Consider the following 13,947-nt stretch of genomic DNA (forward strand, 5'->3'; position numbering starts at 1 on the left):
GGGTACAAAATGAAAAAGAAACAAATGAAAAAACTAACAGCAGTTGTAGCACCGGTTTTAGCAATGAGCATGGCGTTAACAGCATGTTCTACATCAGGTGGAGATAAGAAGACAAGCACAAATTCTAGCTCTAGTGGAGATAGTAAGTCAGGGGAAAAATTAGCAGCAAAACAAGTGTTAAATCGAACAGTAACACAAGAGATTCCGACGATGGACTCTTCAAAATCAACTGATACAGTATCTTCACAAATGCTAGGTAATACGATGGAAGGGTTATATCGTCTTGATAAAGACAATAAGCCGATTCCAGCAGCAGCAGAATCTAGCACGAAAAGTGAAGATGGTAAAAAATATACGTTCAAACTACGCAAAGATGCAAAATGGTCAAATGGAGATCCAGTAACTGCGAAAGATTTCGTATACGCTTGGCAACGTCTATTAGATCCAAAAACAGCTGCTGAGTATGCATTTATCGCATTCCCGATTAAAAATGCAGAAGTAGTAAATAAAGGAGAAAAACCTGTAACTGAATTAGGAGTAAAAGCAGTAGATGATCTTACGCTTGAAGTTGAGTTAGAGCAAGCAGTACCGTACTTCTTAAACTTAGTAGCATTCCCATCATATTATCCATTAAACGAAAAGTTCGTTAAAGAAAAGGGCGAGAAGTTCGGTTTAGAGTCTGATACAACTGTCTACAACGGACCGTTCGTTCTTAAAGATTGGAAGCATGAACAAGGATGGCAATTAAAGAAAAATGATCAATATTGGGATAAAAAGACTGTGAAACTGGAAGAAGTTAACTTTAGTGTTGTTAAAGAGGCTGCGACTTTAGTCAATCTATATGATAGCGGTCAAGTTGACTTCGCTTTATTAAATGGAGAGTTCGTTGATAAATATAGAAGCAAGAAAGATGAATTTGGCACATATTCACAAGTGAGTACGTATTTCATTCGTATGAACCAAAAACGTGATGGACAAGATACACCATTAAAGAGTAAAAAGTTACGTGAAGCAATTGCACTATCAGTTGATAAAAAGAATTTAGCAAACGTAATTTTAAATGATGGATCAAAAGAAGCTGACTTCTTAGTACCAAAAGGTTTAGCAACTGGACCAGACGGTAAAGACTTCCAAGAAACGTTTAAAAATGGTTTAAAACCAAATGCTAAAAAAGCTGCTGCAGCTTGGGAAGAAGCGAAAAAAGAACTTGGAAAAGATCAAGTTACGATTGAATTCTTAAACTACGATACTGGTAATGCGAAAAAAGTTGGCGAATATATTAAAGATCAGATTGAGAAAAACTTAAAAGGTGTAACAGTTAATATTAAACTTCAACCATTTAAACAAAAACTAAAATTAGAAACTGAACAACAATATGATATTTCGTATGGCGGATGGAATCCGGATTATGCAGATCCAATGACGTTCTTAGATATGTTTGAGACTGGACATTCTCATAACCAAATGAGCTTCTCTGACCCTAAATATGACGGCATGGTGAAAAAAGCTGGAACGGAATTAATGAGCGATGCGAAAAAACGTTGGGAAGAGTTAGGAAAAGCTGAAAAAACATTACTTGAAGAAGATGTAGCGATTGTACCTTTATATCAACGTGGAGATTCTTATGTTTTACAGCCAAATGTAAAGGGAGTAGTAAAACATAATATCAGTCCAGAATTTAGCTTTAAGTGGGCATATGTGACTGAAAAATAATAGAGTTGAAAAAGCATTTAAAAGTGGCTTAGCTACTTTTAAATGCTTTTTTTATGAGCTTAAAATACTAATTTTTAGTATGGTTAAATAGAGGAGAATAAGGTGTATAGTATGTACATATAGTAGATGGGGGGATAAATCCTACTAAATTACAAAAGTCAGAATATTTAAAATAAAACTATTTACAAATACGAAAAAAAGAGTAGAATAACATTAGTTGTAATTTTCTGAAAAATAAATCTTTAGCAAGGGGTCTCTCAAGGGTTGGTAATGTACATATAATTAGGGAGGGTAAAAAAATGAAGAGAAAAAAGATGAAAAAGTTAACGGCAGTTGTAGTACCAGTTTTAGCGATGAGTGTTGCATTGACAGCATGTTCTGGGTCAGGTGGGGAAAAGAAAACGACTACTACATCAAATAGTGGGGAAGAAAAAAATCTGATATTAAATATGCAGCGAAACAAGTATTAAATCGTACGGAAAACCAAGAAATTCCGACGATGGATACTTCTAAATCTACTGATACATTAGGTTCGCAAATTTTAGGGAACACGATGGAAGGCCTATATCGCCTTGATAAAGAGAATAAGCCAATTCCTGCTGCGGCAGAGTCTAGTACGAAAAGTGAAGATGGTAAAAAGTATACGTTTAAACTGCGAAAAGATGCAAAATGGTCAAATGGTGAACCTGTAACAGCGAAAGATTTCGTTTTCGCATGGCAGCGCTTACTTGATAAGAATACTGCGGCAGAATATGCATTTATTGCTTACTATATTAAAAATGCAGAAGCGATTAATAAAGGAGAAAAACCTGTAACTGAATTAGGAGCGAAGGCGGTAGATGATTACACGCTAGAAGTAGAATTAGAAAAACCGGTACCGTATTTCTTAAATTTATTAGCATTCCCATCATACTATCCATTAAATGAAAAATTCGTAAAAGAAAAAGGTGATAAGTACGGTTTAGAAGCAGATACAACTGTGTATAACGGTCCATTCGTTATGTCTTCATGGAAACATGAACAAGGTTGGCAGCTGAAGAAAAATGATAAGTACTGGGATAAAAAGACTGTGAAGTTAGAAGAAATTAACTATAGTGTAGTAAAAGAGGTTGCAACGAAAGTAAACTTATATGATACAGGATCAATTGATTTTACATTACTATCAGGAGAGTTTGTAGATAAATATAAATCGAACAAAGAAGAATATGGTGAGTATGCGGAATCAAGTACATTCTTCTTACGTTTAAATCAAAAACGTAACGGACAAGATACGCCTTTAAAGAGCAAAAAACTTCGTGAAGCAATTGCATTATCAGTTGATAAAAAAGGATTGGCAAATGTAATTTTAAATAATGGTTCAAAAGCAACAGATCAATTGGTTCCAAAAGGACTTGCGACAGGGCCAGATGGTAAAGATTATCAAGATACATTTAAAAATGGTCTGAAATATAATCCGAAAAAAGGAGCAGCAGCGTGGGAAGAAGCGAAAAAAGAACTTGGAAAAGATCAAGTTACAATTGAATTGCTAAGCTATGATGATGGAACTGCGAAAAAGATTGCTGACTATGTAAAAGATCAAATTGAGAAAAATTTAAAAGGTGTAACGATTAATACGAAAATTCAGCCGTTCAAACAAAAATTAAAATTAGAAACTGCGCAAGATTATGAAATTTCTTATGCAGGTTGGAGTCCAGACTATGCGGATCCAATGACATTTATTGATATGTTTGAATCGAAGAGCCCGTACAACCAAATGAGTTATTCAAATCCAAAATACGATGAAATGGTAGGAAAAGCAGGTAATGAATTAATGAGTGATGCGAAAAAACGCTGGGAAACGTTAGGGAAAGCTGAAAAATTATTCCTTGAAGAAGATGCAGGGTTAGTTCCTTTATATCAAACAGGAAGATCGTATGTAATGAAACCGAATGTAAAAGGAATTGTGAAACATAACATCAGTCCAGAATATAGCTTTAAGTGGGCGTATGTAACTGAGGATGGCGGAAAAAAATAAAGTGAAAGCATTTCAAAAGTGGCTGAGCTGCTTTTGAAATGCTTTTTAGTATGTATAAGGGAATAAATCTCGTTAGCCTATTGAGAATCGGGTAGGTAATTAGGAAGGTTCTATCGGAGGGATTTAGAGAGGTCAGTAAGTAGTAAGACAGATGATAGTAAGAGACCTCATGCTAATAAGAAAAATATAGAACGTAGTAATAGATTGGAATAAGGGGAGGGATGTTTACATATAAGTAGACGGGGATAATTCATATAGTAGTTAAAACAACAAGTTACTATAATAAAAAAATAAATATTTAGAAAATTTACAAAAATACTTTACAAATTTTTAAAAAATAGTAGAATATTAATTAATAAGAATTTTCTGATAACGAAAGTTAGTAGAGAAATTCTAAATGTTAATATCGTACATATAATTGGGGAGGGTACAAAAAATGAAGAGAAAAAAGATGAAAAAATTGACAGCGGTCGTAGCACCAGTTTTAGTAATGAGTATGGCATTAACAGCTTGCTCTGGATCAGGAGATAAAGAGAAGGCAAGCACAACACCGAAAAGTGGTGAAAAAGAAGGCGGAAAGCTAGCGGCGAAGCAAGTGCTTAATTTAACAGAGTCTCAAGAGATTCCATCTATGGACTCTGCTAAAGCGACAGACCAAGTATCGTTTCTAGCTTTAAACAACGTAATGGAAGGTTTATATCGACTTGATAAAGATAATAAAGCAACACCAGGAGTTGCTGAATCATATAAAAAGAGTGATGATGGTAAAAAGTATACATTTACATTAAATAAAAATGCAAAATGGTCAAATGGAGAGCCTGTAACAGCGAAAGATTTCGTGTTTGCTTGGAAACGTGCGGTAGATAAAAATACAGCAGCAGAATATGCATACATTATGTTTGATTTGAAAAATGCACAAGCGATTAATGAAGGAAAAGCTGAACTAGATACGTTAGGAGTAAAAGCTGTAGATGACTATACGTTAGAAGTAGAATTAGAAAATCCAGTTCCTTACTTTGTAGAATTAACTTCATTTGGAACATTTTATCCATTAAACGAGAAATTTGTAAAAGAAAAAGGTGAAAAGTACGGTTTAGAATCAGATACGACGTTATACAACGGACCGTTTACATTGACAGACTGGAAACATGAAGAAGGTTGGAAGTTAAAGAAAAATGCACAATATTGGGATAATAAAACAGTGAAGTTAGATGAAATCAACTTTAACGTAGTAAAAGATAGTGGTACACGTGTTAACTTATATGAAAGTGGACAAATCGATCGTTCAGGACTTACATCTGAATTTGTTGACAAATATAAATCAAACCCCGACTTCTTTACACAAAAAACACCGTCAACGTACTTCTTACGCTTAAACCAAAAACGTGGTGGGCAAGATACAGTGTTAAAGAGCAAAGATCTACGTTTAGCGATTGCAAAAGCGTATGATAAAAAAGGCTTAACGAACGTTATTTTAAATGACGGATCTACACCGGCAGATTACTTAGTACCAAAAGAATTTGCTAAGAGCCCAGATGGAAAAGACTTCCGTAAAGAAAATGGAGATATTTTAAAAACAGATGTGAAAAAAGCAAAAGAGCATTGGGAAAAAGCGAAAAAAGAACTTGGAAAAGATGCAATTACAGTAGAACTATTAAACTATGATGGTGATGGTGCGAAAAAAGTAGGAGAATTCTTAAAAGGAGAACTTGAGAAAAACTTACCAGGTTTAACAGTGAATTTGAAAAACCAACCATTTAAACAAAAGTTAAAATTAGAATCAGATCTAGATTATGATTTATCTTACGCTGGTTGGGGACCTGACTACTTAGATCCAATGACATTCATTGATATGTTTGTTACAAATGGCCCTCATAACCAAACAGGATATTCAAATCCTAAATATGATGAAATTGTACAAAAAGGTAAAGGTGAGCTATTAACGAAAACGAAAGAGCGTTGGGATAGCTTACTGAAAGCGGAGAAAATGTTATTGGAAGATGCAGCAATTGCACCATTATATCAACGTGGTGATGCTATCGTTCAAAGACAGAAAGTAAAAGGTATTGTTCACCATCCAGTTGGTGGAGACTACAGCTATAAATGGGCATATATTACAGAGGATAAGTAAGATGAGGGGCGTACAATACGCCCTTTTTTCTATGCACTTTTCTTCCGTGCTCGAATATATAAAATAAAAAAGGGAGAATCCCATGAAACGAAACACATACATCGATTTCCTAGCTTATTACGGAATAGGAAGTGCTCATCCTGGTGGCTTTACGTTAACAAAACAATTGTTAGCACAACTGCCTTTTAAATATGGAGCAAATGTCCTTGAGATAGGTTGTGGTACGGGGAAAACAGCGGCGTATATGACAAGGGAATTTGGTTATAAAGTAACAACTGTTGAAAAGAATGAAATTATGATTCAAAAGGCAAAAGATAGATGGTTGTTTGAAGGGTTAGATATACAATTAATTGAAGGAAGTGTAGAGCATTTACCGTGTTTGAATAACTCATTTGAGTTCGTACTTGGAGAATCAATCATCGCTTTTACAGACAAAGAAAGGGTTATCTCGGAGTGTTATCGTGTATTACAGCAGGACGGTAAGCTTGTTGTCATTGAAATGATTATTGATAGGCACATTGATAAGGGTGAGGAAGAAAAAATCGCCCAATTATATGGCATGAAAGAACTATTAACTGAGAAGGAGTGGGTACAATTATTTCAGAAAGCAAATTTTAAAAGAATTACAATTGCTGGTGGTGGCACGATTGCAGAAACAATCTCTGGCTATGTAGAAGAGCCAGAATGGAATGTATCCTCACATATTCCGAATGAGTTATATGAGGCGTGGATACAGCATGAAAATGTACGGCTTATGTACCAACACATTTTAGGGCATCGTATTTTTATATGTGAAAAATAAAGAAAAAGAGTTGGCTAAAGGTAGCCAACTCTTTACTATGTTAAATGAAAAATAATGCAGCTAATGTAATTCCGAAGATGAAACCAAATCCGAGTTCAACACCCCAGCCACAACCGCCGCCTCCCCAGCCGCCGCAACCACAACTACTACAACCACGACCACCACATCCGCAGCTGCTGAATCCACCACCGCATCCGAATCCACAACTATCACACCTGCTAAGGCCTCCACAAAGGTCACAACCACCGTTTGCATAAGCGTCGTAGTATCCGAACCCTGAATCAAAAGATGAGCGCTGTTGCACCGGTTCGATCCATACAGAGTTTTGTGTCACATCGATTATTTTACCTAAATGTATACGGCCATCACGGTCTTCAATCCGAACAACTTTTCCGAAATAACGTTGGCATGTATCATAACATTTTTGTCTATGCATATTCTTTTCTCCTTCCGCATTACAGTAATACGATATGTAAGGGGGACAAGTGCGGCTTGTACGAATGCCCTATCTATCATAATTGTTATAGGAAAGGGGAAATATAAGAAGAGGATATATAAGGAGGAAAAGGCATGAAATCTACAGATCAGTTTCAGACATACGAAGTACCGTGGGAAGATTTTATTGAAGCGTTACGAGAGGAAATGAAGAAGCAAGTAGGGGCAGATATTATTGATACAGTAGTTTGCAATTTAGAAGATGGTTTTGAAGTGTATACATATGTGCAGGGGGATTTAGATTTTGAATATAAGGAAGCGCTTGAGAGAAAATACGGAAGTGATGCGAAGACACCTAATGTGTTAACGATAATGTTATTAGCTAGTATTTATAATACAGGTGAAGAGAATATACGCTTACATGCGGATCATAAAGAGAATCCGATTGTTGAAGTGTATGTAAAGCAATGAAACACGCTGTGGAAGGCGTGTTTTTTATTTGTCCCGCTATTTGTGGGCAGTAAGACCCCCACCTCAAAATTCAGCGGAAGCAAAGAAATTAGGTAGGGAATCTACTGACCGTAAATGCCCGGTTGGTGAAGGCTAATAATCAGTGGGGATGAACAAAACCCCACTGATTCAAGTTTCACTTTATATGATAAAATATTAGAAAATTGAGAAAGAAGGTGAAGGATTGGGAATTAAACATCTTAATTTAACAGTTACAGATGTAACAGCAGCTAGAGAGTTTTTAGAGAAGTATTTTGGTCTAATTTGTAGTGGAACAAGGGGAAATGGCTTTGCAGTTATGCGTGATAATGATGGATTTATACTAACTTTAATGAAAGGAAAAGAAGTTCAGTATCCAAAAACATTTCACGTAGGATTTCCACAAGAAAGTGAAGAACAAGTAGATAAGATAAATCAAAGATTGAAGGAAGATGGATTTTTGGTCGAGCCTCCTAAGCATGTCCATGCGTATACGTTTTATGTTGAAGCACCTGGTGGATTTACAATAGAAGTGATGTGTTAAGTCAAAAATCAAACTTTTTGTTATGTGTTTTTAAAATAAAAAGTAGGAAAAGTCTGTTTTAAGTGTGGAGCTTAAACAGGCTTTTTTACTTATAGTATCGGATAGAAAACGCTAGAAGGAATAATATTCAGTTCTTATAACTGTTTACATAATAAAATTATGCTGGGTTCGTGGTCCTAAAATACAAGTCATATATCTTGTTTCCTCTCATAAATTTAAACATAGGAATTTGTCTACAAAGGTGGCGAAGCCTCATCATGAAAATCCGAATTTGTGCCACGTTCATGTTGTTTCTATTTATATGTTTACCTTTATCAGCTTTTGCAAAAGGAGAGGAGGCAAAGGAAAGGGTCGTTTCACTTGTATATGACGATTCGGGCAGCATGAGAAATAACGATCGCTGGAAATATGCCAATTATGCTTTGCAAAGTTTAGTTGCGCTATTGGATGAAAAAGATAAATTTTCTTATGTTCCAATGAGTAAGCCGAATGAGCCATTAAACATTTCGTTAACGAAGGATAAAAGGCAAACAGAAATTGAGGGAATTGGAGCATGGAAAACGTATTTAAATACTCCATTTAGCGCGGTAGAAACGGCGATGCAATCTATAAAAAAGGAAGCAGATATAGATGGAAAACGTGAATTTTGGCTTATTGTATTAACTGACGGGGCATTTAATGATTTAGAGAAAGATAAGGTTGGCGGAAAAGAACAAATTTTGCAGAAATTAGCCCAGTTTAAGAAAGAAATGGATGCAAAAAAGATATCGTTACATCCAGTCTTAATTACGATGGAAGAAGATTTAGGACAACAAGAAAAAGAACAACTAAATACGTTCAAGGAAATATGGAAGAAAGAGATAAATGGTGTTACGATGCCGTCAAACGGAGAAGATGGCATTGTAAAAAGTGTAAATCAAGTGGCAGCATTAGTTGCAAATCGTGATCCATTCTCCTCTGTTGAATCGATTGTAAAAACGAAAGTAGTGGGGAAAAGAGTAGAGATTACAACACCGTTTCCGTTAAAGCGTATGACGCTTGTACGACAATCGCCTTCTCTGCCCGATTATCAGGTCACACAAATTTCTAAACCATTACAATTACAATCTTCTTTTTCCATACATGCACCAGGAGAAGCAAAATTGTTCGGAAATATAGTTCATATAAGTACGGAAAATGAGGAAGTTATTAAACCAGGAACTTATACGATAGAAGTGGACCAGGACATTGAGAAAGAAGGACTACAAGTACTAGTTGAACCAGCGCTTAATTATACGGTTTCTACTTATGCCAAAGATGATAGTAGTCAAAAAAATGTAGAGAAAATGTATGAAGGTGTTACTGCTGTTATTGAAGCAAAGCCTACGGAGTTGCCAGTTCAGTCTTCTTACTTTCAGGCAGAATTAGAAATAGAAGGAAAACAGTACCCGATGAAGTGGGACGATAAAAAACATGTATTTTACTACGAAATGAAGATTGCTAAAGGGCTAGTGCGTGGGAAAGTTCATATGAACATAAAGGGATTTTACAGACAGACGAAAGAATTTAAAATCGAAGTAACGGAAAAACCAAAATTATCACTACAAACGATTACGAAAGATTATGAAGAAAAAGTAACAAATTTAGAGAATAGTAAACCGTTTATTATACAACCACAGTTAGATGGTAAGCCGATGACAGAAGAGGCTGTAAAGAAACTATTAAAATCTACTGGTGTCACATCTAAACAATCAATCAACTATGAAATAAAGCAACATGGAAATCAAATCTATGTTTATCCTCGTCCCTATTACTCCGACACATTTAATTTTACAGATACCGGCACCGTAGAAGCTACCATCGTAATGCAGGATTCAAAGTTACAAGAAGTAAAGAAAAACATAACATTCCATATTCAAGATGCTCCGTTTTATGAAAAATATGCGCTTATTTTTAAGTTTGTCATTCCTATCACTTTATTACTACTAGTAGTAGGAATCATTGTTTTAGGATGGATTGTTCGGCCAAGATTTCACCGGAAAGCACTACTGTATTATGAATGGGATCAAGAGGTAGCGAAAGATTGGCTATATCAATCTGAACCAGAATTACTTCGAAATAAATGGTGGAACCATTATTTTGGTATCCCATTTAGAGCAGAAAGAAAAACAGTGCAATCCGTTACGTTTATAGCGAAGAAAGGTTCGAAATCTGTCTTTGTAGCGAAAGAATCACAAGTAGTTGGAATGATTATTGATGGGATGTTTATAACAAAGGATGAAGTAGGAATGGAACATAAGACACTATATCCAAATGAACTTTTACTAATTGATAGAGGATATGGTAAAGAGATTTACAAGTACGAATGTGAATAGTAGATAGGGAAAAGAAGGGGATGGAGTATTGATTCTCTTTCCCTTTTTTCAAACAAGCAAGAATAGGAAGGTGGTTCACATGACATTACAAGTTCCAACAATATTAATTGGTTTAGGTGGAATCGGTAGTACTGTGACGCATCAAATATATGAAAAATTACCTGAAGAGCGCCGGAAAAAGGTAGCAATGCACGTATTTGATACAGATGTGAATACATTGAGTAAATTTGATCATATTCGAAAGTTTAAGACACAAACGAGTTCTAGTAAAACGCCCAGGGAGTATATTGCAGGAGATCCAACAATCCCAGAGTGGTTTCCGATGGATCCGACTATACTTGATAAACCATTAACAGAAGGAGCAGGACAGTTACGCGTCATTTCACGTTTAGCGTTACGTGCTGCGATGAAAGAAGATAAATTAACGTCCTTTTGGCAAGAAATTGAGAAAATTTTTCCGGTTACAAGTGATCAAACAGAATATGGTGTGCGTGTCATTATAGTAACATCACTAGCAGGCGGAACAGGTTCGGGGATGTTTCTGCAAATTGCATTATATTTACGTGAAATGCTTCGGAAGAAATTGCAGCATCATAACATTTTAATACGCGGTGCGTTTTTAATGCCGGATGTTTTAGTAAAGACGAGAACAGTTAGTGGGAAAGAGTTTGAAACGGTGCAAGCGAACGGCTATGCATCGTTAAAAGAATTACATGCTATTACGCTCGGTTCTACTGGAGAATTATCAAAACGCGGCGGTGTAACAATTGAATTAGAGTATCGCCCTGATCAAGTAGATGAAGACGGAAGAACGAATCATACAATTAAACAACATCATTTACCGTACAATTATTGTTTCTTATACGATTATGAAAACCTACATGGACACCATTTACACAATTTATCAGATTATATGGAACAGATGGCAAATACAATTTATTTACAGTTATTTAGCCCGATGTCCACAAGTCATTTTGCACAAGAAGACAATCAAATTCAGCAATTAGCAGAATCAAGCGGAAAAGGACGATATTGCGGGGCAGGAACGGCAAAACTCATTTATCCGTATGAGCATGTGTTAAAATATTGTGCTTTAAAATGGGCTGTGCAAGGTTTAGATGAATCGTGGCTTCATTTAGATCAACTGTTTCAAGAGAAGAAGCAAAGATATGACCAAGATGTAAAACGTGGGATGCAGCGTGAAAAGCCGGAGAGAGGTAAAAGTTATTTAGAGGACTTGGAACATCTTGCTACCCGTCCAGAGCAAGCTCATATTTTCTATAGACAAATGTACAATGAAACACGTGAAGGAGCAGAGGGTGGTAAGCTCGGAGTTGCGAAATCAAAACTGTTTTTAGAAGCTGTAGAAAGTTATGTACAACGAACGGTGCAAAAAGATGAGGAATTAAATCGTTTGCAACATGAGTGTAAAATTTCAGCTGCGAAACTGAAAATGATGGAACAAATGAAAGGCGAAGTGGCAAGAGTGGATCATGCGGTTCGCTTATATGCATATGCGATTCCGAGCCGTGTACATGAACATGTAACGACACTTTTATATGACATGATTGAATCAGACCGCTTTTCACCAAGTGGTTCTGAAGGGCAGTCCTATCAATTAAATACATGGTTTTTAAAGAAAACAGATCCAGTTCACCCAGTAGCAGCACGTTTTATGTTATATGAAATTCGAAAACAGTTAGTAGAAAAAATGAATCGATTACATGAAAATAATGAACAAAAGCGAAATGTAATTCAAAACTACGATAAAAAATTTAATGTGGGTAATATCGATGGAACGGTAACGGCTGTACGCCGAGTAGAAATTGCTCAACAACAAGGCTGGTTTGGAAAAATGATTAATAATCAGCAACGTTTATTCAAAAGAGAATTTGAAGACATCATAACGCAATATGTACACAAATTAAATGAATATCGAAAAGAAATGCTATTAGAACTTGTATATCAATCGCTATATCAAGCAGTTAATAAAATGATTCAATATTGGGAAAGATTTTTTGATAATTTACATGAAACACGTGAAAATTTACTGTTTGAAATCCAAAAGCGCAGTAAGGAATTTGAAGGGAAAACAAACCCGACGAATGTATATGTATTAGCTGAGGAACAGCTGCAAGAAAAGATATGGCAAGATATGCAGCAACATTTAAATTTAGGTGTACTACCGAAAGATATATCAGCGGAAATTTATATGAGTTTGTACGGGGAATATTGTCGTGATGCGAAAACAGAAGAGATTCAGTCGAAAAAGGTAGAGGATTTCTACCGAGAACATATACTGAGCTATTGTTATGACGAACTGCAAGTACGCTATCGTGATAAATTAGAACTGAATATCATTGAAGCGTTGCGAAAAGAAGCAGATTATAAGAAACGTGATCGCGATGAATACGTTCGTGAAAAAATTGAAGACCTGTTCCATTTAGCGAGTCCATTCGTTCCGAAAGTTGCTCATCATAGGGAATTACAATATTGGGGTATACATCCTTCTTTAAAGAAAGAGCTGCAAGAGGAATTAATTCAAGAAATGTTTAAAGAAAAAGATACAGTACATGAAGCCTTTTCGCCATTTGAAGTAATCTGTTATCGAGCGCATTACGGCTTATCGCTGCAAGATTTTCCTAAATTATCATCAGGACATATTTCAAACGGATTTATGAATGATAAAGGTGACTATTTCCAATCGTATTATCGCCGTGTAAATAAATTAAATAGTAAAAAATCTAGTTTAACGCCGCATTTAGATAAGTATTGGCACTTACCAGCCTTTATGCCAGATTTAAACGCGACTCAAACAAAATTAGATTATGATAAATGTAATCGTGCATTACTATACGCATATATGTATCGCTGGATTAGTTTAGTTGCTGTTGATGGACAATTTGTGTATCAATATAACGGTGTAGGACGTAGCTTTTTAATTCAGTCGATGGGGAAAAATATTTCAAGCGAAAGTTATAAATTACACAGAGCATTGCTTCATAATCCGTTTATTTATGAAAACATCTTGTCACGATTTGAAGAAGAGCAAGAAAAGGCGATGATACAAGGTGGACATTTATATACACATCCGTTCGTATTAGGAGCCCAAGATGTAAGATGGCTTAGAAAAGAACATGTCCACAATCTTTTAGATATGATTTTAATGTATGACCGTGAAGCGAAGTATGATCCGACATTAGAAGAAACATCAGATGAATTATTAAGACTATTCCTCGATGAAATCGAGTTGTATTTCCAGAACTATTACGGTACAGGTGCCGATATGGTGGCAAAGAAAGAGAAAGAAATGTTTATTAAACAATTGTGGGATCGTTCGTATGCGAAAGGATATGTAGATCCAAATAGTGCTCCTTATAAAAAGTGGCAAAATTTATTAAGCGTTCATGATGAAGAGGAAACGTCAAAAACGAATGTATAATGAAAGAATAGGGAATCCTTAAA

General features: G+C 35.6%; 8 protein-coding genes and 1 pseudogene. 8 read left to right on the forward strand and 1 reads right to left on the reverse strand.

Annotated features, from left to right (window positions below; translation table 11 throughout):
- Nucleotides 1-9: 9 nt before the first annotated feature.
- The 4 genes and pseudogenes from HMPREF1014_RS06495 (at nt 10) to HMPREF1014_RS06510 (ending at nt 6,660) form a co-directional block, all read left to right on the forward strand.
- Nucleotides 10-1,713, forward strand: coding sequence for a peptide ABC transporter substrate-binding protein (locus HMPREF1014_RS06495; RefSeq protein ID WP_000730168.1), 1,704 nt, complete (start codon nt 10-12; stop codon nt 1,711-1,713).
- A 299-nt stretch (nt 1,714-2,012) separates the two neighbouring features.
- Nucleotides 2,013-3,727 (forward strand): annotated as a pseudogene (locus HMPREF1014_RS06500) (peptide ABC transporter substrate-binding protein).
- A 436-nt stretch (nt 3,728-4,163) separates the two neighbouring features.
- Nucleotides 4,164-5,858 carry a peptide ABC transporter substrate-binding protein gene (locus HMPREF1014_RS06505; protein WP_000823447.1) on the forward strand — a complete coding sequence of 565 codons (1,695 nt, stop codon included), beginning with the start codon at nt 4,164-4,166 and terminating at the stop codon, nt 5,856-5,858.
- Nucleotides 5,859-5,940: 82 nt separating this feature from the next.
- Nucleotides 5,941-6,660, forward strand: a complete 720-nt coding sequence (locus HMPREF1014_RS06510) for a class I SAM-dependent methyltransferase (protein WP_000828252.1) — start codon at nt 5,941-5,943, stop codon at nt 6,658-6,660.
- A 40-nt stretch (nt 6,661-6,700) separates the two neighbouring features.
- Here the strand turns inward: HMPREF1014_RS06510 and HMPREF1014_RS06515 are convergent, their stop codons facing one another.
- A complete protein-coding gene (locus HMPREF1014_RS06515) occupies nt 6,701-7,096 on the reverse strand; it encodes a hypothetical protein (protein WP_000554977.1) in 396 nt (131 codons plus the stop codon).
- 134 nt (nt 7,097-7,230) lie between these two features.
- On the opposite strand from HMPREF1014_RS06515, the gene HMPREF1014_RS06520 reads away from it, so the two are divergent.
- The 4 genes from HMPREF1014_RS06520 to HMPREF1014_RS06535 all read left to right on the forward strand — a co-directional run bounded on the left by HMPREF1014_RS06520 (nt 7,231) and on the right by HMPREF1014_RS06535 (nt 13,924).
- Nucleotides 7,231-7,566, forward strand: coding sequence for a hypothetical protein (locus HMPREF1014_RS06520; RefSeq protein WP_000842883.1), 336 nt, complete (start codon nt 7,231-7,233; stop codon nt 7,564-7,566).
- Between the two features lie 223 nt (nt 7,567-7,789).
- Complete coding sequence (locus tag HMPREF1014_RS06525) at nt 7,790-8,128, forward strand: VOC family protein (protein WP_000511520.1); 339 nt, start codon at nt 7,790-7,792, stop codon at nt 8,126-8,128.
- 257 nt (nt 8,129-8,385) lie between these two features.
- Nucleotides 8,386-10,482, forward strand: coding sequence for a vWA domain-containing protein (locus HMPREF1014_RS06530; protein ID WP_000702075.1), 2,097 nt, complete (start codon nt 8,386-8,388; stop codon nt 10,480-10,482).
- A 79-nt stretch (nt 10,483-10,561) separates the two neighbouring features.
- Nucleotides 10,562-13,924, forward strand: a complete 3,363-nt coding sequence (locus HMPREF1014_RS06535) for a tubulin-like doman-containing protein (RefSeq protein WP_000175128.1) — start codon at nt 10,562-10,564, stop codon at nt 13,922-13,924.
- The last annotated feature ends 23 nt before the right edge of the window (nt 13,925-13,947 follow it).

The sequence above is a fragment of the Bacillus sp. 7_6_55CFAA_CT2 genome (genome assembly GCF_000238655.1).
In the GTDB taxonomy this organism is placed as follows: domain Bacteria; phylum Bacillota; class Bacilli; order Bacillales; family Bacillaceae_G; genus Bacillus_A; species Bacillus_A cereus.

Coding starts and splice junctions, on each gene's coding strand:
- HMPREF1014_RS06495 (WP_000730168.1), top strand. CDS start 10: ATGAAAAAGAAACAAATGAAAAAACTAACAGCAGTTGTAGCACCGGTT.
- HMPREF1014_RS06505 (WP_000823447.1), top strand. CDS start 4,164: ATGAAGAGAAAAAAGATGAAAAAATTGACAGCGGTCGTAGCACCAGTT.
- HMPREF1014_RS06510 (WP_000828252.1), top strand. CDS start 5,941: ATGAAACGAAACACATACATCGATTTCCTAGCTTATTACGGAATAGGA.
- HMPREF1014_RS06515 (WP_000554977.1), bottom strand. CDS start 7,096: ATGCATAGACAAAAATGTTATGATACATGCCAACGTTATTTCGGAAAA.
- HMPREF1014_RS06520 (WP_000842883.1), top strand. CDS start 7,231: ATGAAATCTACAGATCAGTTTCAGACATACGAAGTACCGTGGGAAGAT.
- HMPREF1014_RS06530 (WP_000702075.1), top strand. CDS start 8,386: ATGAAAATCCGAATTTGTGCCACGTTCATGTTGTTTCTATTTATATGT.
- HMPREF1014_RS06535 (WP_000175128.1), top strand. CDS start 10,562: ATGACATTACAAGTTCCAACAATATTAATTGGTTTAGGTGGAATCGGT.